22 protein-coding genes are annotated in these 21,371 nt (G+C 72.8%); 11 read left to right on the top strand and 11 right to left on the bottom strand.

Going from position 1 to position 21,371, the window contains the following annotated elements; translation table 11 throughout:
- Positions 1 to 5: 5 nt before the first annotated feature.
- Entirely contained in the window at positions 6 to 773 is a 768-nt protein-coding gene (locus ACFYU9_RS19610; RefSeq protein ID WP_389207453.1) for a hypothetical protein, read from the bottom strand.
- A 198-nt stretch (positions 774 to 971) separates the two neighbouring features.
- Positions 972 to 2,666: a PucR family transcriptional regulator gene (locus tag ACFYU9_RS19605; protein ID WP_389207451.1), complete on the bottom strand. Its 1,695-nt coding sequence runs from the start codon at positions 2,664 to 2,666 to the stop codon at positions 972 to 974.
- Between the two features lie 381 nt (positions 2,667 to 3,047).
- Here ACFYU9_RS19605 and ACFYU9_RS19600 point away from each other — a divergent pair, with 381 nt between their 5' ends.
- Both ACFYU9_RS19600 and ACFYU9_RS19595 read left to right on the top strand, forming a co-directional pair.
- Positions 3,048 to 4,514 carry an NCS2 family permease gene (locus tag ACFYU9_RS19600; protein ID WP_389207449.1) on the top strand — a complete coding sequence of 489 codons (1,467 nt, stop codon included), beginning with the start codon at positions 3,048 to 3,050 and terminating at the stop codon, positions 4,512 to 4,514.
- A gap of 85 nt (positions 4,515 to 4,599) precedes the next feature.
- A complete protein-coding gene (locus ACFYU9_RS19595) occupies positions 4,600 to 5,736 on the top strand; it encodes an XdhC family protein (RefSeq protein WP_389345512.1) in 1,137 nt (378 codons plus the stop codon).
- A 6-nt stretch (positions 5,737 to 5,742) separates the two neighbouring features.
- Here ACFYU9_RS19595 and ACFYU9_RS19590 read toward each other — a convergent pair whose 3' ends face one another.
- Positions 5,743 to 6,348, bottom strand: coding sequence for a TetR/AcrR family transcriptional regulator (locus ACFYU9_RS19590; protein WP_389207445.1), 606 nt, complete (start codon positions 6,346 to 6,348; stop codon positions 5,743 to 5,745).
- 162 nt (positions 6,349 to 6,510) lie between these two features.
- On the opposite strand from ACFYU9_RS19590, the gene ACFYU9_RS19585 reads away from it, so the two are divergent.
- Entirely contained in the window at positions 6,511 to 7,674 is a 1,164-nt protein-coding gene (locus ACFYU9_RS19585; protein WP_389207443.1) for an acyl-CoA dehydrogenase family protein, read from the top strand.
- Here ACFYU9_RS19585 and ACFYU9_RS19580 read toward each other — a convergent pair.
- Positions 7,643 to 8,083: a glutaredoxin domain-containing protein gene (locus tag ACFYU9_RS19580; protein ID WP_389207441.1), complete on the bottom strand. Its 441-nt coding sequence runs from the start codon at positions 8,081 to 8,083 to the stop codon at positions 7,643 to 7,645. The genes ACFYU9_RS19585 and ACFYU9_RS19580 overlap by 32 nt on opposite strands.
- Before the next feature lie 103 nt (positions 8,084 to 8,186).
- Here ACFYU9_RS19580 and ACFYU9_RS19575 point away from each other — a divergent pair, with 103 nt between their 5' ends.
- The 4 genes from ACFYU9_RS19575 to ACFYU9_RS19560 all read left to right on the top strand — a co-directional run bounded on the left by ACFYU9_RS19575 (position 8,187) and on the right by ACFYU9_RS19560 (position 10,906).
- Positions 8,187 to 8,591 (top strand): hypothetical protein, encoded by a 405-nt coding sequence (locus ACFYU9_RS19575; RefSeq protein ID WP_389345511.1) that lies wholly within the window; start codon positions 8,187 to 8,189, stop codon positions 8,589 to 8,591.
- A 174-nt stretch (positions 8,592 to 8,765) separates the two neighbouring features.
- Positions 8,766 to 9,527, top strand: coding sequence for an SDR family NAD(P)-dependent oxidoreductase (locus tag ACFYU9_RS19570; RefSeq protein WP_389345510.1), 762 nt, complete (start codon positions 8,766 to 8,768; stop codon positions 9,525 to 9,527).
- A 132-nt stretch (positions 9,528 to 9,659) separates the two neighbouring features.
- Positions 9,660 to 10,364: a TetR family transcriptional regulator gene (locus ACFYU9_RS19565; protein ID WP_389207436.1), complete on the top strand. Its 705-nt coding sequence runs from the start codon at positions 9,660 to 9,662 to the stop codon at positions 10,362 to 10,364.
- Between the two features lie 140 nt (positions 10,365 to 10,504).
- Positions 10,505 to 10,906, top strand: a complete 402-nt coding sequence (locus ACFYU9_RS19560; RefSeq protein ID WP_389207434.1) for a Zn-ribbon domain-containing OB-fold protein — start codon at positions 10,505 to 10,507, stop codon at positions 10,904 to 10,906.
- 151 nt (positions 10,907 to 11,057) lie between these two features.
- Here ACFYU9_RS19560 and ACFYU9_RS19555 read toward each other — a convergent pair whose 3' ends face one another.
- From ACFYU9_RS19555 to ACFYU9_RS19535, 5 genes are all read right to left on the bottom strand, one after another.
- Entirely contained in the window at positions 11,058 to 12,014 is a 957-nt protein-coding gene (locus ACFYU9_RS19555; RefSeq protein WP_389207432.1) for an electron transfer flavoprotein subunit alpha/FixB family protein, read from the bottom strand.
- A gap of 33 nt (positions 12,015 to 12,047) precedes the next feature.
- A complete protein-coding gene (locus ACFYU9_RS19550; protein WP_389207430.1) occupies positions 12,048 to 12,833 on the bottom strand; it encodes an electron transfer flavoprotein subunit beta/FixA family protein in 786 nt (261 codons plus the stop codon).
- 28 nt (positions 12,834 to 12,861) lie between these two features.
- On the bottom strand, positions 12,862 to 14,013 hold the full coding sequence (locus tag ACFYU9_RS19545; protein WP_389207428.1) for an acyl-CoA dehydrogenase family protein: 1,152 nt from the start codon (positions 14,011 to 14,013) through the stop codon (positions 12,862 to 12,864).
- 586 nt (positions 14,014 to 14,599) lie between these two features.
- A complete protein-coding gene (locus tag ACFYU9_RS19540; protein WP_389345509.1) occupies positions 14,600 to 15,184 on the bottom strand; it encodes a TetR/AcrR family transcriptional regulator in 585 nt (194 codons plus the stop codon).
- Positions 15,185 to 15,300: 116 nt separating this feature from the next.
- Complete coding sequence (locus tag ACFYU9_RS19535) at positions 15,301 to 15,789, bottom strand: hypothetical protein (RefSeq protein ID WP_389345508.1); 489 nt, start codon at positions 15,787 to 15,789, stop codon at positions 15,301 to 15,303.
- A gap of 143 nt (positions 15,790 to 15,932) precedes the next feature.
- Here ACFYU9_RS19535 and ACFYU9_RS19530 point away from each other — a divergent pair, with 143 nt between their 5' ends.
- Positions 15,933 to 16,361, top strand: a complete 429-nt coding sequence (locus ACFYU9_RS19530) for a BlaI/MecI/CopY family transcriptional regulator (RefSeq protein WP_389207423.1) — start codon at positions 15,933 to 15,935, stop codon at positions 16,359 to 16,361.
- A gap of 5 nt (positions 16,362 to 16,366) precedes the next feature.
- Positions 16,367 to 17,377: a M56 family metallopeptidase gene (locus ACFYU9_RS19525; RefSeq protein ID WP_389207421.1), complete on the top strand. Its 1,011-nt coding sequence runs from the start codon at positions 16,367 to 16,369 to the stop codon at positions 17,375 to 17,377.
- A gap of 26 nt (positions 17,378 to 17,403) precedes the next feature.
- On the opposite strand, the gene ACFYU9_RS19520 is transcribed toward ACFYU9_RS19525, so the two are convergent.
- Entirely contained in the window at positions 17,404 to 17,859 is a 456-nt protein-coding gene (locus ACFYU9_RS19520) for a tellurite resistance TerB family protein (RefSeq protein WP_389208056.1), read from the bottom strand.
- Between the two features lie 105 nt (positions 17,860 to 17,964).
- Here ACFYU9_RS19520 and ACFYU9_RS19515 point away from each other — a divergent pair, with 105 nt between their 5' ends.
- Together ACFYU9_RS19515 and ACFYU9_RS19510 are read left to right on the top strand one after the other, a co-directional pair.
- Positions 17,965 to 18,303 (top strand): ArsR/SmtB family transcription factor, encoded by a 339-nt coding sequence (locus ACFYU9_RS19515; protein WP_389207419.1) that lies wholly within the window; start codon positions 17,965 to 17,967, stop codon positions 18,301 to 18,303.
- A 73-nt stretch (positions 18,304 to 18,376) separates the two neighbouring features.
- Entirely contained in the window at positions 18,377 to 19,729 is a 1,353-nt protein-coding gene (locus ACFYU9_RS19510; RefSeq protein ID WP_389345662.1) for an MFS transporter, read from the top strand.
- A gap of 66 nt (positions 19,730 to 19,795) precedes the next feature.
- Here the strand turns inward: ACFYU9_RS19510 and ACFYU9_RS19505 are convergent, their stop codons facing one another.
- The gene (locus ACFYU9_RS19505; protein WP_389208052.1) at positions 19,796 to 21,241 is read right to left on the bottom strand and encodes a glyceraldehyde-3-phosphate dehydrogenase; all 1,446 of its coding nucleotides are present in this window, start codon (positions 21,239 to 21,241) and stop codon (positions 19,796 to 19,798) included.
- Positions 21,242 to 21,371: the final 130 nt, after the last annotated feature.

Genomic DNA, 21,371 nt, shown 5'->3' with positions numbered 1-21,371 from the left:
TGCACTCAGATCGCCGGCCGCGGCTTGAGCTGCGCGGCCAGCCACGTCGGTACGCCCCCGAGGAGCCGGAAGAGCCGGCCGGCCTCCGCGCGCAGCCGGCCGGCCTCCGGTTCCGGCTCGGTGTCGGCGAGCGAGGCGAGGGCGGGCGCGGTGCCGACCAGGTAGCCCAACTCCTCGCGGATGCGCAGGGATTCGGCGAAGCCGTGCCGCGCCTCGGCCAACTCGCCCTCGCGCAGGGCGAGTCCGGCGAGGTGGCGCCAGGTGAAGGAGAGCAGCAGCTCGTCGTCGTGGGCCGTCGCGCCGGCGTGGGCGCGGCGGTAGGCGGCGCGGGCCGCCTGCGGGGAGTCGCCGAGGTTCTGGGCCATCAGGCCGCGGCGGAAGTCGAGGAGGGCGCGGCCCGCCGTCTCGGGGCCGGTGAGCGCCGCCGCCCGGCCGAGCGCCGCGCGGGCCTCGTCGGCCCGGTCCCGTACGCCGAGGAGGGTGGAGGCGTAGGCGAGGTAGCCGCGTTCGCAGGCCGCCGCGCCGCGCTCCTCGTCGGTCCGGGCGACCGCCTCCGCGGCGCGCAGCGCCTCCTCGGCCTCGGCCCAGCCCTGCTCGGTGTAGAGACAGCGTTCGATCAGCAGGGCCGCCCGCTCCAGGGCCGCGGCCGGTTCGGCCGCGCGGGGCGTGAGGAGTTCGGCCGCGTCCGTCCAGCAGCCGCGGGAGCGAAGCCTCCAGACCGCGGTCTCCAGTGGGGTTCCCCGGCCGTACGCCACATTGCCCTCCCCGAGCACGCCATCGAGCTGAGTAGGACGGCATCTCAGCACGAACCGAAGGCGTGGGCCAAGGGGTCGGGTGAAACTTTTCACAAAGGGGAGGGGTGGCGGAACGCGGCCGGAAGAGGCTAGGGGCGGCAGTTTCCTGCCGCCCCGTCAGTTCCACCGGTCACCCGATGAGATGAAGCCTCGTCGGTGCCGTACGCGTTCACCCGGTCAGCTCATGCGCAGGGCCAGGAAGAAGTCCAGCTTGTCCTCCAGGCGGGAGAGGTCCCGGCCCGTGAGCTGTTCGATCCGGCCCACCCGGTAGCGCAGCGTGTTCACGTGCAGGTGGAGCCGCGTCGCGCAGCGGGTCCAGGAGCCGTCGCAGTCCAGGAACGCCTCCAGGGTCGGGATGAGCTCCGCCCGGTGCCGCCGGTCGTAGTCGCGCAGCGGGTCCAGGAGGCGGGCCGTGAAGGCGCGCCGGACGTCGTCCGGGACGAAGGGCAGCAGCAGCACGTGCGAGGCCAGCTCGTGGTGGCCGGCCGCGCAGACCCGGCCCGGGCGGGCGGCGGCGACCCGGCGGGCGTGCCGGGCCTCCTCCAGGGCGCCGCGCAGCCCCTCGGCGGAGTGCACGGCGGCGCTGACGCCCAGGGTGAGCCGGCCGTCGTCGGCGAGCCCGGCGGACAGCGGGGCGCGCACGGCGCCGAGCAGCGCGTCGGCGTGCAGGCCGAGCGAGGTGGCCGGCAGGTCGTCCTCGCTGTCCGGCAGCGGCGCGGTGGCCAGCGGGACGAGCGCGATGGCCTCGTCGCCGCTGTGCGCGACGGCGATCCGGTCGGCCGAGTCGGGGCCGGTGGTGGCCGGGTCGACCAGGATCTCCTCCAGGAGCGCCTGGGCGACGGGGCCGCTGTCGACCGCGCCCTGCCCGCCGTCCTGCTCCCATTCGACGCGGGCGACGACGACCTGCCAGTGCGGCGCGGTGCCGAGGCCGGGCAGCAGCACCGGCGCGGCGACCCGCAGCCGGGCGGCGATCTCGGCGGGCGCGGCGCCCGTCTGCACCAGCTCCAGGACCTCCTGGGCGAGCCGGCGCCGTACCGTGCGGGCCGCGTCGCGCCGGTCGCGCTCCACGGCGATCAGCTGGGTGACGCCCTGGAGCAGGTCGAGCCGGGCGGCCGGCCAGTCGCTCGCGTCGGCCTCGACGGCGAGCAGCCAGTCGGACAGCACGGTCTCGCGCACGTCACGGGTGCCGGGCTGGGCGCCGCGGCCGGTGTTGCGGATCGGGAAGAGCGAGTAGGCCGTGCCGGCGGCGGTGAGCCGGTGCGGGCCGCGCCGGCCGGTGCGGGTGGCGGCCAGGTGCTCGCCCGCCAGGGTGGCGGCGAGGGCCGGGTCGAGGGGGTCGCCGGCGCCCGCGATCTGGCGGCCGGTGGGGGAGAGCACCCAGGCCCGCAGGTCGAGGTCGGAGCCCAGGAGGTCCAGGACGACCTCCGGTCCGCCGCCCGCCGGGCCGGAGGTCATCAGCCGCCTGTGCCGGTCTACGACAGCGGCCAGGTCGCCCGCCCGCTCACCGGAGACCTGTCGAACGACATGCTCGGTGATCGTCGCGAACGCAACGGACTCGTGTACGGCAAACAGCGGAAGCCGGTGGCGAGAACACGCCTGTACGAGATCCTCCGGGATGTCCCCCAGTTCGGCCTCGCCCGCGGCGAGCGCGGCCACTCCGGCCGAGGTCAGGGTCCGCACGAAGGGCTCCGCGTCCGCGGGCTCGCGCATCCAGGCGAGGCCGGTGAGGACGAGCTCGCCGCCGGACAGGTAGCGGCTGGGATCCTTGAGGTCCGTGGTCATCACGCCGCGGACGGAGCGGTCCAGCTCCTCCTCGCCGCCGAGCAGCCGCAGGCCCAGCGCGTCGTTCTCCAGCAGTGCGCGCAGCCGCATGATCTCGCCGCCGTTCTTCTCGTCAGTGGTGGTCGGTGTTCGATGGTGAAGGATGTCGCGTTGTGATCGGTGACCGGGGGTCACCGTTTCCAGCGGGGAACGGCGGGGCTGGTGTTCCCCGCCTTTCGTTCGAATCTACAAGACGGTGGTGGTGACCGGCCAACCGCTTCATGGTTTCTGTCACTGCACCGTGGCGACCGGGCCTTGTGTACTAGGCCACACACCTCGCGTTAACAGCGCGTGAAGAGATTCACCCCGTTCGTCTCGGGCCGTCCCCCGGGTCGTGCAGCCAACTGGAAATCCCAAATCCCGCAGTCCCACGCGCGTCCGCGCCCATGGATTCCGATGCGGGTGCCCCTTTGAACCTTGGGAGTAGGCCCCATGACCCAGTCGTCAGTGGAGCCCGGGACGACGGCGGAGGACGCGGGCAACGGCTCGCGCAATCCTGCCGGCAGGTCCTGGCTCGACCGGTACTTTCACATCTCGGAGAGAGGATCCACCGTCGCGACGGAGATCCGCGGCGGCGTCACCACCTTCATGGCGATGGCGTACATTCTCCTGCTCAACCCCCTGATCCTCTCCGGCAAGGATGTCGCCGGAAACCAGCTCGGACAGGCCGCGCTGATCACCGCCACCGCCCTGTGCGCGGCCGTGACCACGCTCCTCATGGGCTTCTGGGGCAAGGTCCCGCTGGCCCTCGCGGCCGGCCTCAGCGTCTCGGGCGTGATGGCCTCGCAGGTCGTCCCGGTCATGACCTGGCCGCAGGCCATGGGCATGTCCGTGGCGTACGGCGCGGTGATCTGTCTCCTGGTCGTCACCGGCCTGCGCGAGATGATCATGAACGCGATCCCGCTCGCGCTCAAGCACGCCATCACCATCGGCATCGGTCTCTTCATCGCGATCATCGGCTTCGTCAAGGCCGGCTTCGTGCACGAGAACCCCGCTCCCGGCGGCGGCCCGGTCACCCTGGGCCCGGCCGGTGAGCTCCAGGGCTGGCCCGTCCTGATCTTCGCCTTCACCCTGCTGCTGATCTTCGCTCTGCAGTCGCGCAACATCCCCGGCGCGATCCTCATCGGCATCGTCAGCGGCACCGTCGTCGCGGCCGTCCTCAACGCGGTCGCCGACATCCCGGCCAAGGCCTGGTTCTCCGGTCCGCCGGAGCTGCACGGCAGCGCGGTGTCCGCGCCCGACTTCTCGTTGATCGGCAACGTGTCCTTCAGCGGCTGGGGCGACGTCGGCTACATCACCATCAGCATGATCGTCTTCACCCTGGTGCTGGCCGGCTTCTTCGACGCCATGGCGACCATCCTCGGCGTCGGCACCGAGGCCAAGCTCGCCGACGCGCAGGGCCGCATGCCCGGCCTGTCCAAGGCGCTGTTCATCGACGGTGCGGGCGGTGTCCTCGGCGGCGTCGGCGGCGCCTCCGGCCAGACCGTCTTCGTCGAGTCCGCCACCGGCGTCGGCGAGGGCGCCCGTACCGGTCTGGCCTCCGTGGTCACCGGCGCGTTCTTCGCCCTGTGCCTCTTCTTCACGCCGCTGACCGCGATCGTGCCGCAGGAGGTCGCCGCGGCGGCCCTGGTCGTCATCGGCTCGATGATGATGCAGAACGCCAAGCACGTGGACTGGAGCGACCGCTCCGTCGCGATCCCGGTGTTCCTCACCGTGGTCCTCATGCCCTTCACGTACACCATCACCACCGGTGTCGCGGCCGGCGTCATCTCCTACGTGGTGATCAAGAGCGCGCAGGGCAAGGCCCGGGAGGTCGGCGGCTTCATGTGGGCGCTGACCGCGATCTTCATCGTCTACTTCGCCATCCATCCGATCGAGAGCTGGCTCGGAGTCGGCTGACCGCCCGCCGGCCAGGCAGGCCGGCCGACTCCCGGGTAGGGTCGCCCTTCGCACGCAATGAGCCGAAGGCCCCGAGGAGTTCGCCATGCTGGACATCGCCGACGAGCTGCACCGGTGGGTCGAGCAGGGCCGCGACTTCGCCGTCGCCACCGTCGTCGCCGTCAGCGGCAGCGCGCCCCGGGAGCCGGGCGCCGCGCTCGCCGTCGACGGCGACGGAACGGTGCTCGGCTCGGTCTCCGGCGGATGCGTGGAGGCCGCGGTGTACGAGCTGTGCCGGCAGGCGCTCGAGGACGGCCGTACGGTCCTCGAGCGCTTCGGCTACAGCGACGAGGACGCCTTCGCGGTCGGTCTGACCTGCGGAGGCGTCATCGACGTCCTCGTCACCCCGGTGCGCGGCGGGGTCCACGCCGCCGCGCTCAGGGCCGCCGCCTTTGGGGAGGCGGCGGCCCTGGTCCGGGTCGCCCGGGGCCCCGGCGAGCTGCTCGGCCGGGCCCTCCTCGTCCGTCCCGGCGGTGCGTACGAGGGCGGGCTCGGCGGCCACCGGGAGCTCGACCGCACCGCGGCGGCCGAAGGCCGCGCGATGCTGGACGCGGGCCGCACCGGCACCGTGGAGACGGGTGCGGACGGCAGCCTGTGCGGGCGGCCCTTGACCCTCCTCGTCGAGTCCTCCGTCCCCGCCCCGCGGATGATCGTCTTCGGCGCCGTCGACTTCGCGTCCGCGCTCGCCCGGGTCGGCCGCTTCCTCGGCTACCACGTGACCGTCTGCGACGCCCGACCCGTCTTCGCGACGCGGGCCCGCTTCCCCGACGCCGACGAGGTCGTCGTCGACTGGCCCCACCGCTACCTGGAGTCCACGGCCGTGGACGGCCGGACGGTGCTGTGCGTGCTCACCCACGAGGCCCGGTTCGACGTCCCCCTGCTCCGGGCCGCGCTCCGGCTCCCCGTCGCCTACGTCGGCGCGATGGGCTCCCGCACCACCCACGAGGACCGCACCAGGCGGCTGCGCGAGGCCGGCGTCACCGAGCCCGAGCTGGCCAGGCTGCGCTCCCCGATCGGCCTCGACCTCGGCGCCCGTACGCCCGAGGAGACCGCCCTGTCCATCGCCGCCGAGATCGTCGCCGACCGCCGCGGCGGCAGCGGCGCCTCCCTCACCGGCGCGCACACCCCGATCCACCACGACGGCCCGCGCGAGCCGGCCGGCCGGACCGGCTCCCCGGTGTAGCCGCGCTCAGCCCTTGCGCAGGCCGTTCAGGAGCAGCTCGGCGAGCTGTTCGTACGCCGCCGCGTCCGCGAGTCCGGTCGCCGCGGCCACCTGCCGCTGCTGGATGCGGACCATCACCGAGGAGATGACGTCGGCGGCGAAGGCCACGTGCACGTCACGGAAGACGCCCGCCGACACGCCCTCCTCGATCAGCTCCTGCACCCGCCCGGCGGCGGCGCGCGTATTGCGCTCGTACACCTCGGCGGCCGGCTCGAAGGCGGCGACGTCGTCGAAGAACTGCGGGGAGACGGGCGCCAGTTCGGCGGCGACGGCCCGCAGATAGGCGGCCAGCCGCTCGGCCGGCCCGGTCGCGGCGGCCAGTACCGCCTCGACGCGCACGGTGGCGCGGCGGAAGAACTGCACCACGGCGGCCCGGACGAGCTGCTCCTTGCTGCCCGCGAGGCCGTAGAGCGTGCGCTTGGAGCAGCGCAGCCGGGCGGCCAGGTCGTCGAGGGTCAGCTGGGCGAAGCCCTCGCCGACCAGGAGCGCCACGAGGTCGTCGAAGAGCTCGGAGCGCCGGGCGGCGCCCCGGCCCGTGAGCCGGGGGGCGTGTGCGGCGGAGGTCTCGATCACCCGAACAGTATGCCGGTCGACCCGTTCGGGGGGTTACGGAAACCCCTGTCTGCGCTACGCTAACCGGTACTGCCGTACCCCTCGCAGTACCGTTTCGCGGATCTCCCGATCCGTCCCGCAGTGCCTTTCGCAGCCACCCCTTTGCGTCGAGATGGAGTCGCCATGGATGTCGACCGTCTGCTTCCCACCCCCGAGGCGGCGGACCTCATCGCTCTCACGCGGGAGATCGCCGACAAGGAGCTGGCCCCCCGCGCCGACGAGCACGAGGCCAAGGAGGCGTACCCGGAGGGCCTGTTCGCGACCCTCGGCGAGGCGGGGCTGCTCGGTCTCGCGTATCCCGAGGAGTTCGGCGGCGGAGGTCAGCCCTACGAGGTCTACCTCCAGGTCCTGGAAGAGCTCGCGGCCCGCTGGGCCGCCGTCGCCGTCGCCACCAGCGTCCACACCCTCGCCTGCCACCCGCTCTACGCCTTCGGCACCGCCGAGCAGAAGGAGCGCTGGCTGCCCGCGATGCTGGAGGGCAGGCTCGTCGGCGGCTACAGCCTCTCCGAGCCCCAGGCCGGCTCCGACGCCGCCGCGCTCACCTGCAAGGCCGAGCCGGCCACCAACAGCACCGGCGGCGCCGCGTACCGGATCACCGGCACCAAGGCGTGGATCACCCACGGCGGCAAGGCCGGCTTCTACTCCCTCTTCGCCCGCACCGCCCCCGGCAGCCGCGGCATCTCCTGCTTCCTCGCGCCCGGCACCGCCGAGGGCCTCTCCTTCGGCGCGCCCGAGAAGAAGATGGGCCTCCAGGCCGTGCCCACCACGGCCGCCTACTGGGACGGCGCGCTCCTCGACGCCGACCGGCGCATCGGCGAGGAGGGCCAGGGCCTCCAGATCGCCTTCAGCGCCCTCGACGGCGGCCGCCTCGGCATCGCCGCCTGCGCCACGGGCCTCGCCCAGGCCGCCCTCAACGCCGCCGTGGCCTACGCCAACGAGCGCACCACCTTCGGCCGGAAGATCATCGACCACCAGGGCCTCGGCTTCCTCCTCGCCGACATGGCCGCCGCCGTCGACTCCGCCCGCGCCACCTACCTCGACGCCGCCCGCCGCCGCGACCTCGGCCGCCCCTTCAGCCGCCAGGCCAGCGCCGCCAAGCTCATCGCCACCGACGCGGCCATGAAGGTCACCACGGACGCGGTCCAGGTCCTCGGCGGCTACGGCTACACGCGGGACTTCCCCGCCGAGCGCTACATGCGCGAGGCGAAGATCATGCAGATCTTCGAGGGAACGAACCAGATCCAGCGCCTGGTGATCAGCCGACAGCTGTCGGCGGCGGCGAAGTAGGCCGCGCCAGCTGCTCCCGGACCCACGCCGGGTCCGGATTGGTGTACGGTCGGCCCGCCACGACGACCGTCGGGACGGTCTCGTTGCCCTCGTTGGCCGCCCGTACCGCCGCCGCGGCCTCCGGGTCGCGCCAGATGTTCACCCAGTGCGCCCGGCGGGCGCCGAGGCCGAGCCGGAGGCGCAGGCGCATGCAGTACCTGCAGCCGGGCCGCCAGTAGACGACCGGACGGCCGTCGGCCCGCGCGGCGGTCGTGCGCGGGAATATCAGCGGCGAGTACAAGACCGCGCACACCGCGAACACCAGCAGGAACGCGGCGGCGGCGCCGGGCGAGCCGCGCAGGGCCGCCCGGACCACCGCCAGGGCGCCGACGAGGACGAAGAAGAGCGGCAGGAGCCAGGCACGCATCATGGCCCGCAGGCTACCGGCGCGCCCCGGTTGCCGGGGGGCCGGAACGGGCGTACAGCGGAAGAGGGGACCCGATCCGACGGAATTTCCGGAGAGGAGTCCCATCATGCTCGGTGAGCTGATCGGCCAGGAACAGGGCGTGACCACGGGAATGCGGGTGCTGTCCACGGACGGCGGCCACCCGGTGATGGAGGCGTCGTTCCAGGCGACCGGGACGATGCTCGATGTCCCGGTCAAGGACATCGGGACGTACGAGTCGGTGCTGCGCGCGGACGGCACGCTCTGGGGCGAGGGCCAGGGCGTCGTCATGACCCAGGAGGGCGAGACCGTCACCTGGCACGGCTCCGGAGTGGGCCGCCTGAACCAGAACGGCAGCGTGAGCTGGCGCGGCTCGATCTTCTTCGAGACCGCGGCGGAGCGCTTCGCCAAGCTCAACTCGCTCGCCGGAGTCTTCGAGTTCGAGGTGGACGCGGACGGCAAGGCCGACGCCAAGCTGTACGAATGGTCGTGAGGCCCCGGCCCCGGGAGAGCGGCCCCCGCGGACCTGCTCGCCGTCGACGCCGCTCGGTAGGGTGAGCGGCGTCGACCGTGCCCGGACCCCGGGCGCCCACAAGGCGCCGTGGCCGGCCATCCATCACACCCGGCGGCCCGACACCCGCCGCCGGGCGCTCGTACGAGGAGATCCATGGACATCGCAGGTTCCGCCGCGCTCGTCACCGGTGCCGCTTCCGGGCTCGGGGCCGCCACGGCCGCGGCGCTCGCCGCGAAGGGCGCCACGGTCTACGGTCTCGACCTCGACAAGGCGGTCGCGGGCGCCGAGGCGCCCGCGGACGGGGTCACGCTGATCGCGGCCGACGTCACCGACGAGGAGCAGGTGCGGGCCGCGCTCGCACGGATCGAGGAGGACGGGGCGGAGCTGCGGCTCGCGGTGAACTGCGCCGGCATCGCGCCCTCGGCCCGGGTGCTCGGCCGCAAGGGCCCGCACGACCTGGAGCTGTTCCGCGCGGTCCTGGACGTCAATCTGGTCGGCACCTTCAACGTCATGCGGCTCGCCGCCGAGACCGTCGCCAAGCAGGAGCCGGACGAGCACGGGCAGCGCGGACTCGTCGTCAACACCGCCTCCATCGCCGCCTTCGAGGGCCAGGTCGGCCAGATCGCGTACGCCGCCTCCAAGGCCGGTGTCGCCGGGATGACCATCACCGCCGCCCGTGACCTCGCCCAGTTCGGCATCCGCGTCGTCACCGTCGCGCCCGGCATCGTCGACACCCCGATGATGGCCGGCTTCAGCGACGAGATCCGCGCCGGGCTCGCCGCGAGCGTCACCTTCCCGCAGCGGCTCGCCCGCCCCGAGGAGTACGCCCGCCTGGTCACCATGATCGCCGAGCACGACTACCTCAACGGCGAGACGATCCGGATGGACGGCGCCCTGCGCATGGCCGCCCGCTGACGGTACGGCGCCGGCGGCCCGTGCGTCGGCGGCCCGTGCGTCGGCCTCTCGGTCAGCGGCCTGACGGCCGCTGACCTCGCAGATGGCACCTAGTGCCGCCGTGAGAGGGATCCGAGTGCTAGGTTCGAGTGCATGAGCACGAACCCCGCCAAGCCCTCGATGCGTGACTCCCTCGTCGCGGCGGCCTTCCAGCTCTTCCTGGAGCGCGGCTACGAGCAGACGACGGTCGACGACATCGTCAGGACCGCCGGGGTCGGCCGCAGGTCCTTCTTCCGGTACTTCCCGTCCAAGGAGGACGTGGTCTTCCCGGACCACGAGCAGAGCCTCGCCGACATGACCGCGTTCCTCGCGGCGAGCGAGGACTCCGACGACCCGCTGGCCCGGGTCTGCGAGGCCACCCGGCTCGTCATGCGGATGTACGCCGAGAACCCCACCTTCTCCGTGCAGCGCTACCGCCTCACCCGCGAGGTCGCGGGCCTGCGGACGTACGAACTCTCCGTCGTCTGGCGCTACGAGAAGATCCTCGGCGACTATCTCCGCACCCGCTTCGCCGACCGCCGCGACGGCACCCTGCGGGCCAACGTCGTCGCCGCGGCCGTGGTCGCCGCCCACAACCACGCGCTGCGCCACTGGCTGCGCTCCGGCGGCGAGGGCGACCCGCTGGCCGAGGTCGACTCGGCCCTGGAGTTCGTCCGCACGACCTGGGACCCGGCCGCGGCGCCGGCCGGGACGGCGGCGGAGCAGGAGCCGGACGACGTGGTCGTGGTGATCGCCAAGCGCTCGACGCCGATGTGGCGCGTGGTGCGCGAGGTGGAGGCGAGCCTCGGCGAGAGCTGAGGGGCGGGGCGGGCCGCTCTCAGGACACGGAGGGATCTCAGTATCGTCAATTGAGGGAACTCAGGTCTTTATTTGCTGGCACTCAGTGCCATATGTTGGCTCCATGCACGGTTGAGCCGCCGAGTGCAAGGAGAACCATCGTGTTCCACACCGGATCCACGGGCCTGCGGAGCCAGGCCGGCGCCGTCCTCGAAGCCGAGCAGCCGGCCGCCGAGCCCGAGCTCTACTTCCAGGTCTGCCACTGGTGCCAGACCACCACCTTCCAGCGCCTGCTCTGCCCGACCTGCGGGTCCACCGAGCTGACGCCCCGACTCAGCGCGGGCGAGGGTGTGATCTCCGTACGCCGCGCCTTCACCGCCGCCCAGGCCGACCTCTGGCCGGTGCACATGGCCGAGGGCTTCGTGGTGCGCTGCCAGGTCGACGGGCCCCCGCACGCGGTGCGCCCCGGCGTCCGGGTCAAGCTCCTGGACGACGGCACGGGGCCGGGCCGCCGGCCGGTCGTGCGGCTGAGCGAGGAGGTCGCGCTCGACGGCTGGTTCTGAGCGTGGACGCACGGGGACACGGACGCACGGGCACGCGCGGACACACGCGGACGCGGAGGACTCACGGACACGCGGCACGCGGCACGCGGACAGATGGAAGGGGCGGGTGGCACAGAGTGCCACCCGCCCCTTCTTCATTCAGGCGTGCGGATCAGCGGGCGCCGATCTCGTCCGTCAGCTGCGGCAGCACCTCGAACAGGTCGCCGACCACACCGAAGTCGACCAGGTCGAAGATCGGGGCCTCGGCGTCCTTGTTGACCGCGACGATCGTCTTCGACGTCTGCATGCCGGCCCGGTGCTGGATCGCGCCGGAGATGCCCGCCGCGATGTACAGCTGCGGCGAGACCTGCTTGCCGGTCTGGCCCACCTGGTTGGAGTGCGGGTACCAGCCGGCGTCCACCGCGGCGCGCGAGGCGCCGACGGCCGCGCCGAGCGAGTCGGCCAGCTTCTCGACGACCGCGAAGCCCTCGGCCGCGCCGACACCGCGGCCGCCCGAGACCACGATCGCCGACTCGGTGAGCTCCGGACGGCCGGTGGCGACCCGCGCGGTGCGCGAGACGACCGTGGCGGCGTTGCCGGTGAAGGCGACCGACACGTTCTCGACGGCGCCGGCGGCCGGCGCGGCCTCCGGGGCGGCCGAGTTCGGCTTGACGGTGATGACCGGCACGCCGTGCGAGACGGTCGACTTCACCTGGTACGAGGCGGCGAACACCGACTGGGTGGCGACGGGGCCGTTCTCGCCGGCCTCCAGCTCCACCGCGTCCGTGATCAGACCGGACTCGAGCCGCAGCGCCACGCGCGCCGCGATCTCCTTGCCCTCGCCGGACGAGGTCACCAGAACGGCGGCGACGCCCTTGTCCTTGGCGATCTGGGTGAGCGCGTCGACCTTCGGCACGACGAGCTGCTCGGCGAACTCCGCGCCGTCCGCGACGTACACGGTGGCCGCGCCGTACTCGCCGGCCGTCGCGGCGATCGAGGCCGCGGCCTCGCCGGCGCCGAGGACGACCGCCGAGGGCTCGCCGATCCGGCGGGCCAGCGTGAGCAGTTCGAGGGCCGGCTTGCGGACCGCACCGTCGGCGTGGTCCACGAGAACCAGGATCTCAGCCATGATTCCTTGCTCCTGAGGGATGGTGACGGTGGGTCAGATGAACTTCTGGCCGGACAGGAAGGCGGCGAGCTGCTTGCCGCCGTCGCCCTCGTCCGTGACGATCGTGCCCTGCGTGCGGGCCGGGCGCGCCGTGGCCGACTCGACCAGCGTCCAGGAGCCGCCGAGGCCGACCGTGTCGGCGTCGATGCCGAGGTCGTCCAGGTCCAGCTCCTCGACCGGCTTCTTCTTCGCGGCCATGATCCCCTTGAAGGAGGGGTAACGGGCCTCGCCGGACTGGTCGGTGACCGAGACGACGGCCGGCAGCGGGGCCTGGAGCTGCTCGCTGGCGGCGTCGCCGTCACGGCGGCCCACCACGATGCCGCCGTCCACCGAGACCTCGGAGAGCAGCGTCATCTGCGGCACGTTCAGCCGCTCGGCGAGCAGCGCCGGCAGCACGCCCATGGTGCCGTCCGTCGAGGCCATGCCGCAGACGACCAGGTCGAAACCGGTCTTCTCCAGGGCCTTGGCGAGGATCGCCGAGGTGCCCATGACGTCGGTGCCGTGGATGTCCTCGTCGTTGACGTGCACGGCCTTGTCGGCGCCCATCGACAGCGCCTTGCGCAGCGCGTCCGTGGCGTCGTCCGGGCCGACCGTGACGACGGTGACCTCGGCGTCGTCGGCCTCCTCGGAGATCCGCAGCGCCTGCTCGACCGCGTACTCGTCGAGCTCGGAGAGGAGGCCGTCGACCTCCTCGCGGTCGGTGGTCAGGTCGTCGGCGAAACCGCGGTCGCCGGACGCGTCGGGAACGTACTTCACACAGACAGCGATCTTCAGGGTCACGGCCTGTCTCCTTTCAACGAGCAGGTGGTTACGGGAGGTTGCGGGCCATGACGATGCGCTGGACCTGGTTGGTGCCCTCGTAGATCTGGGTGATCTTGGCATCGCGCATCATGCGCTCGACCGGGTAGTCACGGGTGTAGCCGTAGCCGCCGAGGAGCTGGACGGCGTCGGTGGTGACCTCCATGGCGACGTCGGAGGCGAAGCACTTGGCGGCGGCGCCGAAGAACGTCAGGTCGCCGTCGACGCGCTCGGACTTGGCGGCGGCGGCGTAGGTGAGCTGGCGCGCGGCCTCGAGCTTCATGGCCATGTCGGCGAGCATGAACTGCACGCCCTGGAAGTCGGCGATCGGCTTGCCGAACTGCTTGCGCTCCTGGACGTAGCCCTTGGCGTAGTCGAGGGCGCCCTGCGCGACACCGAGGGCCTGGGCGGCGATGGTGATGCGGGTGTGGTCGAGCGTCTTCATCGCGGTGGCGAAGCCGGTGCCCTCCTCGCCGATCATGCGGTCGGCGGGGATGCGGACGTTGTCGAGGTAGACCTCGCGGGTCGGAGAGCCCTTGATGCCGAGCTTCTTCTCCGGGGCGCCGAAGGACACGCCCTCGTCGGACTTCTCGACGACGAACGCGGAGATGCCCTTGGAGCGCTTCTCGGGGTCGGTGACGGCCATGACCGTGTAGTACTCCGACACACCGGCGTTGGTGATCCAGCGCTTCACGCCGTTGAGCACCCAGTAGTCGCCGTCGCGCACGGCGCGGGTCTTCATGCCGGCCGCGTCGGAGCCCGCGTCGGGCTCGGACAGGCAGTAGGAGAACATCGCGTCGCCCTTGGCGAGCGGGCCGAGGTACTTGTGCTTCAGCTCCTCCGAGCCGGACAGCATGACCGGCAGCGAGCCGAGCTTGTTGACGGCCGGGATGAGGGAGGAGGAGACGCAGGCGCGGGCGACCTCCTCGATCACGAGCACGGTCGCGAGCGCGTCGGCGCCGGCGCCGCCGTAGGTCTCGGGCACGTGCACGGCGTGCAGGTCGGCCGCCACGAGCGCGTCCAGCGCCTCCTGCGGGAACCGGGCCTCCTCGTCCACCGCGGCGGCGAACGGCGTGATCTTCGCCTCCGCCAGCGAGCGGACCGTCTCCCGGAGCATCTCGTGCTCCTCCGACAGGCGATACAGGTCGAAGTCCTTGGCCATGGTCTGGGGCTCCCCTAGCAATGCTTGTGGCAGTTGTGGCGTTTGGCACTGAGTACCCTCAGCAAAACACACTCAGTGCCATGATGCTAGTAGCTGGGTGTCCGCGCAGCGAAACGCCCCAGCCTGACGGATGTCAGACCGGGGCGGCTGGGGTGACCGGGTGGCGGCGCTACACGGTGGCGCGGCGGCACGACGACACGGCGCCGCTCGCGCGGCGGACGGGCGACGCGGGGTCGGCCGTACGAGCCGAAGAGCCCCGCGGTCCGTGCGGGCCGACGAGTCCGCGGCCGGTACGAGCCGTATGACCCGTACGTCCCGTCGCCAGGCGCGGGAGGCGCACGCCGGGGCCGGTCACGGCACGGCCCCGGGCGTGCCGCCGTTACGGGGCCGGGACCGGGTGCCGTTCCCTCACGGCACGGCGTACCCGCCCGCAGGGGGACCGGGGCAGCGCCTCGTGCGCATCACGCCAGCCACTCGACGGGGCCGCGGCGACGGCCATCGCTTCCTTGCGTGCCTCCGACTCGGCGACCCGTGTCGTGTCGCGCGGCGTCCACCTGCTGCCGAGCCTGCCCCGCACCGGGCGGCTTCAGGCGTCGGCCGGCACCGGGTCGCGTTCGGCGCAGCGCAGCAGCACCGCCGCCACCGCGCGGGCGCGCACGGCCGGCTCCGTGGTGCCCTCGCGCAGCGCCGTGACCATGGCGCCGTCGCCGAGCAGTGCGAGCTGGCGGGCGAGCGTCTCGTGGTCGCGGTAGCCGGCGTCGGTCAGGAGGCTGTCGAGGCGGGCGATGACCTTCTCCTTGTGCTCGGCGGCCACATCGTGGGCCGGGCTCTCCGGATCGGCCGTCTCGACCATCGTGTTGATGAAGGCGCAGCCACGGAAGTCCGCGGCGGCGAAGCGCTCGGCGAGTCCGTCGAAGAGGGCGAGCGGGAGCTCCTCGGGGGTGCGCTCGCTCGCCTCGATCCGGCCGTCCAGCCAGGCCCGCCACATGCTGTCGCGGCGCCGCAGCACCTCGACGACCACGTCGTCCTTGCTGGGGAAGTGCCGGTAGAAGGAGGCGCGGCCCACTCCGGACTCGGACAGGATGCGCTCGATGCCGACGGCCCGGATGCCTTCTTCGTAGAAGAGACGCTCCGCTGCGCGGAGGAGTCGTTCTCTCGCGTTCGTGGCCATACGGAACGGTACCATTCGGTGCCGAAACCTCTAGTGGTTCGTCAAGCCGCCCCCGTCGGCCGAAAAACGGGTCGTCATCGCCGACCCCGACTGCCCCTCGCGGCGCCGGCTGTGGCTCAGTGCCGGACGATGCCGGTGCTCTCGCCCCGCAGTACCGGCTTGCCGTCCTGGTTGCTGATCTCGACGTCGAGCTCCAGGCCCGTCCCGGCGTGGACCTCGCTCATCGCGCGCACCGTCACCTCGGCGGTGATCGTGTCGCCCACCCACACCGGGCGCAGGAACTCCCAGACCATGCGGCGCGCGATGAAGTCGAGCCGTCCGCCGATCTTCGTGGCGAGCGAGGCGGTGAGCAGCCCGTGCGCCATCGCCCGCCCCTGGTCGGGCAGATGGTGCCGGCCCTGGTCCCCGGTGAGCTCGGCGAAGGCGGCGACGTCCGCGTCCGTGATGGTCCGGCGCTCGCGCAGCACCTGACCGACCTTCAGGCCGGCGGCGGGGCGGGCGCCGGAGTCCGGCCCCAGGCGCTCCGGTGCTCCCCGCTCCGGCCCCAGGCGCTCCGGTGCTTCCCGCTCCGGTGCTTCCCGCTCTGACACTTCGCGCTCTGACACTGCGCTCCTCCTGACGAGCGTCGGGCATGAGGCCGCCAGTCTCGCAGCGCACCTGTGAGCGCCGCAACCAAGCGCTTGCTCAGTCACGGCTCCGGGGGTGGACCGGTGAGTACGATGGGGGCCGGACGGGAGAGGACGGCGGCGTGACGGATCGAAGCGGCTCGGGCGGGACGGAGTCCGCCCCGCGCAGGCGCGGCCAGGGCGAACTGGAGGCCCAGGTGCTCGCCGTGCTGAGGAACGCGCCAGGCCCCGTGCCCGTCGTCTGGGTCCAGGAGGGCCTCGGCGGCGACCTCGCCTACACGACCGTGATCACCATCCTCACCCGGCTGCACACCAAGGGCGCCGTCGCCCGCGAGCGCGCCGGCCGCTCCTTCGTCTGGACCGCCGTCGCCGACGAGGCCGGACTCGCCGCCCTGCGCATGCGCAAGGTCCTCGACGCCGAGGCCGACCGCAAGGCCGTCCTCGCCAGCTTCGTCACCGCCCTGACACCCAACGACGAGCGACTGCTGCGTGAACTCCTCGCCGACGAGGCCGAAGTGAGAACGGACGACACCGGGGAGGGCGGAGACTAGCGGCCATGGGGGTCTTCGTCTTCCTTCCGCTGCTGCTCCCGCTCAGCGCCTGGCCCGTCGCCCGGCTCGCCGAGCACCGGTTGCACCCGCGCGCCGCCACCCGGCTGCTCACGGGCTTCGCCGTCGTGCTCGCGCTCTGCAGCACCCTCTGCCTGGCCCTGCTCATGGTCGTCGGCACCGCCCAGCTGCCCGGCAACCCGCTGCCCGACGGCTGGTCCGACCCGGAGGTGCGGGCCGCCGTGCCGTACGACGAGATCGCCGGGCGCGCCGCCATCCCGGCCCTCGGCGCCGTCGTGCTCGCCTGTCTGCACGCCGTCGCCCGCCACCTGCGGGTGCGCCGCCGTGCCGAGCGGGCCCTCGCCGGGCTGCCGGGCGGACGGGCGGTCGCGGTGCTGCCCGACCCCGCCCCGTACGCCTACGCCCTGCCCGGCCGGCGCCGGCCGGGCCGCTCCGGCGGCAACGGTGACCGCCGCGGCCGGGTGGTGGTCAGCACCGGGATGCTCGCCGCGCTCGGCCCGGCCGAACGGCGGGCGCTCTTCGCGCACGAGCGGGCCCATCTGACCGGCCGCCACCACCGCCATCTGCTCGCGGTGCGACTGGCAGCCCGAGCCAATCCCTTTCTGCGCCCGCTGTGCACCGCCGTCGCCTACACCGCCGAGCGGTGGGCCGACGAGGAGGCGGCCGCCGCCGTCGGCAACCGCCGCACGGTCGCCCGCGCGATCGGCCGCGCGGCGCTGATCTCCGCGCCCGTACCGGTCGCCGCCACCCTCCCGCAGATCACCGGAGGGATCTCGCGCAGGGGAGCGGGCGCGGGAGCGGGCCCGGTGCCGCGCCGGGTCGCCGCCCTGCTCGGCCCCGAGCCCGCCGAACCCGGCGTCGCCTGGCCGCCGCTGTCCACCGCGGCGGGCCTCGCGGTGTGGGTCGCGGCGGCGGGCGCGACGGTGTCGGCGCTCTCGTCGGCGAACTCGGCCGTCACGCTCGTCCTCGTCCTGCATTCCGCCACACCCCTGGTGTAGTGGCGAGGCCCGCCTGCGGGGAGGGCCTACAGGTCGAACTCGTGCGGCGGCAGGTCGAGCGCGAAGCACGCCTCCCGCACCACGGCCTGCTCGGTCTTGTCGAAGTCGCCGTCGGCGCCGCCGATGACGATGCCGATCTGGACGACCGCGCGGGCCTCGGCCGGCTTCTTCTTCGCCTTGGCGATCTCCTGGAGGACGCTGACCTTCCCGAAGTCGAAGTCGGCGGCCAGCTTGTCCAGGTTGGCGTCGAAGCGGCGCTGCAGATCCGTCGCGTCGAAGTTCTGCAACACCTCGTTCGTCGCGATGAGCTGGGCGACCCGGCGGCGCTCGGAGGCGTCGACGGTGCCGTCCGCCGCGGCCACGAGCGCGCACATCGCCATGCTGGCATCGCGGAACGCGCCGCTCTTCAGGTCGTTCTTCGTCGCGAGCAGCTGGGTCTGCATCGATGCCGCGGATTCCTTGATGCGGTCCCACAGGGCCATGTCCATGTACTCCTGACGTCGTCGATCAATTTCTACGTGACTGTAGAACGTAGCAGGGTGCCGGGGAGTTCCCCGGCATTCCGCACGGCTGCCTACGATGAGGAGGTGCCGGAACCCCAGACCCACGAGCGGACCCCCGGGGCCCGTGAACTCGCGGCCGCCGCCGCCGTCTTCGCGCTGCTCGCCGACCCCACCCGCCTCCAGCTCGTGTGGCTGCTCACCAAGGGGGAGGCCGACGTGACCGCCCTGACCGAGGCGTGCGGCGCCGCCCGCCCCGCGGTCAGCCAGCATCTGGCGAAGCTGCGGATCGGCGGCCTCGTCCAGTCCCGCAAGGACGGCCGGCGGGTCGTGTACGCGATGCCCGACGGCCACCTCAAGCGGCTGGTCGTCGAGGCGATCAGCCGCGCCGACCACGAGGTGAGCGGCGAGCCCTGGCACGACTGAGCGTCCGCCCCGGCCTCCGGCCCCATCCCGTCAACATGTGCGCACCCATGCACGCTTCCGCTACGGTGGAACCGTGCTCTCCGTGCTGCGCACCCCCGCCTTCCGGCGCCTGTTCACGGCCCAGGCCGTCGCCCTGGTCGGCACGGGCCTCGCCACCGTCGCGCTGTCCCTGCTCGCCTACGACCTCGCGGGCGCCGACGCCTCCGCCGTCCTCGGCACCGCCCTCGCGCTCAAGATGGCCGCCTACGTGGCCTTCGCCCCGCTCGCCGGCGTCCTCGCCGCCCGGCTGCCCCGGCGCACCCTGCTCGTCTCGCTCGACCTGCTGCGCGCGGGCATCGCCCTCTCGCTGCCCTTCGTCACCGAGGTCTGGCAGATCTACGGGCTCGTGCTGCTTCTCCAGGCCGCCTCGGCCACCTTCACCCCCGCCTTCCAGGCCACCGTCCCCGACGTGCTGAGCGGCGAACGCGCCTACACCGAGGCCCTCTCGCTCTCCCGGCTCGCCTACGACCTGGAGAGCCTCGCCTCACCGACCCTCGCCGCCGCGCTCCTCGCCGTCGTCCCGTACCCCTGGCTGTTCACCGGCACCTCCGCCGGATTCCTCGCCTCCGCGCTGCTCGTCCTCACCCTGCGCCTGCCGAAGTCCGCTCCCGCCGGCCCCGCGCGCGCGGAGCGGCGCGGCTCCCGGGTGCTGCTCGGCGCCCGGCTGATGCTCGCCACGCCGCGGCTGCGCGCCCTGCTCGCCCTCGACCTCGCGGTGGCCTCCGCCGGGGCCCTCGTCCTCGTCGGCACCGTCACCCTGGTCCGGGTCACGCTCGGCCGGCCGGCGGGTGACGTGCCGCTCGCGCTCGGCGCGTACGGCGCGGGCTCGATGGCCGTCGCGCTCCTGCTGCCCCGGCTGCTCGACCGGCTCGACGAGCGGCGCGTCATGCTGACCGGCGCCCTCGCCCTGCCCGCCGTGCTCGGCGCGCTCGCCCTCGCGCTCACCCTGGGGCGCGGCGCCGTGGCGTGGGCCGGGCTGCTCGGCGCGTGGACGCTCGCCGGGGCGGCGACCTCGGCCGTGCTCACGCCGAGCGGCCGGCTGCTGCGCCGCTCGGCCGACCCGGCGGACCTCCCGGCCGCCTTCGCCGCCCGCTTCTCCCTCTCGCACGCCTGCTGGCTGCTCACGTATCCGCTGGCCGGACGGCTCGTCTCGCGCGGCGCCGGACCGGTGCTCCCGGCCGCGGTCCTCGGCGCTCTCGCGCTGGTGGCCGCGCTCGCCGCCGCCCGGCTGTGGCCCCGTACCGACCCGGAGGCGCTGCCGCACAGCCACCCCGAGCTGCCCGCCGGCCATCCGCACCTCGCCGGCGCCGGGGCGCCGGGCTCGCACGCGCACGCGCACGTCTTCCACATCGACGCGCTGCACCACCGGTGGCCCGAGGCCGCCTGAAACGCCGGACGGCGGTGGGGCAATGCCCCACCGCCGTCACGGTCGACGCTTCGAGCTCCGGACGGATCAGACCGCCGGCGCCGGGTAGGTCGGGTACTCGACGCCCGAGACGTGCTGGACGACCCGGATGACCTGGCACGAGTAGCCGAACTCGTTGTCGTACCACAGGTACAGGATCGCGTTGTCGCCGTCGACCTTGGTCGCGCCGGCGTCGACGATCGACGCGTGACGCGAGCCGACGAAGTCCATGGAGACCGCGTCGGGGGCCGTCGTGAAGTCGATCTGACGCTTCAGCGGCGAGTGCAGCGAGACGTCGCGGAGGTACTCGAGGACCTCGTCGCGGGTGGTCTCGCGGCCCAGGCGCAGGCTCAGGATCGCTATCGAGACGTCCGGGACGGGGACGCGGATCGAGGAGCCGGTGATCGGCGCCTTCAGGTCGGGCAGCGCCTTGGCCACGGCGGAGGCGGCACCCGTCTCCGTGATGACCATGTTGAGCGGCGCGGAACGGCCGCGGCGGTCGGCCTTGTGGTAGTTGTCCAGCAGGTTCTGGTCGTTCGTGAACGAGTGGACGGTCTCCACGTGACCGCGCAGCACGCCGTACTCGTCGTCCATGGCCTTGAGCGGCGGGACGATCGCGTTGGTGGTGCAGGAGGCGCAGGACAGGACGCGCTCGTCCGGCTTGATCGTGTCGTGGTTGACGCCGTGCACGATGTTCGGGACGTCGCCCTTGCCCGGGGCGGTCAGGACGACCTTGTCGATGCCCGGACGCAGGTGCTTCGACAGGCCCTCGCGGTCACGCCACTTGCCGGTGTTGTCGATCAGGATGGCGTCCTTGATGCCGTACGCCGTGTAGTCGACCTCGGACGGGTCGTTCGCGTAGATCACGCGGATCGCGTTGCCGTTGGCGATGATCGTGCTGTTCGCCTCGTCGACCGTGATCGTGCCCTGGAACTGGCCGTGGATCGAGTCGCGGCGCAGCAGCGAGGCGCGCTTCACCAGGTCCGCCTCGCCGCCACCGCGGACGACGATGGCGCGCAGGCGCAGGCCGTTGCCGGAGCCGGCCTTCTCGATGAGCAGGCGGGCGACGAGCCGGCCGATGCGGCCGAAGCCGTACAGGACGACGTCACGGCCCTCGCCGCGCTCGATCTTGTTGGCGCCGGTGGCACCCGCGACGGCCTGGGCGGTGAAGTCCGCGACCGACAGACCGCGGTCGTCCGTCTTGAAGTCGGCGGCCAGCATGCCGATGTCGATCTGGGAGGGGCCCAGGTCGAGGGTGGTGAGCGCCTGCAGGAACGGCATCGTCTCGGTGACCGACAGCTCCTCGCCGTCGATCTGGCGGGCGAATCGGTGGGTCTTGAGAATGCTCACCACCGACTTGTTCACCAGGGAGCGGCTGTGCAGGAGGACGGTGACGTCCTGCTCCCGGTGCAGCTTCCCGATGATCGGAATCATGGACTCCGCGATCTCCTCGCGGTTCTTCCAGTTTGTGAACGAGTCCTCGTTGACAGTCACAGAAAGCATCTCTCGATCGAGCTAGGCAGTGCTCAAATGCTAACCCGTCCTCTCCGATGTGCGGCAGGGGGGTCCCGTGTGGTCCTGGACACGGGGGTGTGACGTGAAGGTTCCCGGCGGTAACATCCCG

The sequence above is a fragment of the Streptomyces sp. NPDC004327 genome (assembly GCF_042873935.1).
In the GTDB taxonomy this organism is placed as follows: domain Bacteria; phylum Actinomycetota; class Actinomycetes; order Streptomycetales; family Streptomycetaceae; genus Streptomyces.
Note: the sequence above shows the minus strand (reverse complement) of the source record. Positions and strands in the feature narration are given on the sequence as shown.

What these genes read in the sequence shown, in the direction of transcription:
- ACFYU9_RS19605 (WP_389207451.1), bottom strand. Translation starts at nt 2,666, where the DNA reads ATGCGGCTGCGCGCACTGCTGGAGAACGACGCGCTGGGCCTGCGGCTG.
- ACFYU9_RS19600 (WP_389207449.1), top strand. Translation starts at nt 3,048, where the DNA reads ATGACCCAGTCGTCAGTGGAGCCCGGGACGACGGCGGAGGACGCGGGC.
- ACFYU9_RS19595 (WP_389345512.1), top strand. Translation starts at nt 4,600, where the DNA reads ATGCTGGACATCGCCGACGAGCTGCACCGGTGGGTCGAGCAGGGCCGC.
- ACFYU9_RS19585 (WP_389207443.1), top strand. Translation starts at nt 6,511, where the DNA reads ATGGATGTCGACCGTCTGCTTCCCACCCCCGAGGCGGCGGACCTCATC.
- ACFYU9_RS19580 (WP_389207441.1), bottom strand. Translation starts at nt 8,083, where the DNA reads ATGATGCGTGCCTGGCTCCTGCCGCTCTTCTTCGTCCTCGTCGGCGCC.
- ACFYU9_RS19575 (WP_389345511.1), top strand. Translation starts at nt 8,187, where the DNA reads ATGCTCGGTGAGCTGATCGGCCAGGAACAGGGCGTGACCACGGGAATG.
- ACFYU9_RS19570 (WP_389345510.1), top strand. Translation starts at nt 8,766, where the DNA reads ATGGACATCGCAGGTTCCGCCGCGCTCGTCACCGGTGCCGCTTCCGGG.
- ACFYU9_RS19565 (WP_389207436.1), top strand. Translation starts at nt 9,660, where the DNA reads ATGAGCACGAACCCCGCCAAGCCCTCGATGCGTGACTCCCTCGTCGCG.
- ACFYU9_RS19555 (WP_389207432.1), bottom strand. Translation starts at nt 12,014, where the DNA reads ATGGCTGAGATCCTGGTTCTCGTGGACCACGCCGACGGTGCGGTCCGC.
- ACFYU9_RS19545 (WP_389207428.1), bottom strand. Translation starts at nt 14,013, where the DNA reads ATGGCCAAGGACTTCGACCTGTATCGCCTGTCGGAGGAGCACGAGATG.
- ACFYU9_RS19540 (WP_389345509.1), bottom strand. Translation starts at nt 15,184, where the DNA reads ATGGCCACGAACGCGAGAGAACGACTCCTCCGCGCAGCGGAGCGTCTC.
- ACFYU9_RS19525 (WP_389207421.1), top strand. Translation starts at nt 16,367, where the DNA reads ATGGGGGTCTTCGTCTTCCTTCCGCTGCTGCTCCCGCTCAGCGCCTGG.
- ACFYU9_RS19520 (WP_389208056.1), bottom strand. Translation starts at nt 17,859, where the DNA reads ATGGCCCTGTGGGACCGCATCAAGGAATCCGCGGCATCGATGCAGACC.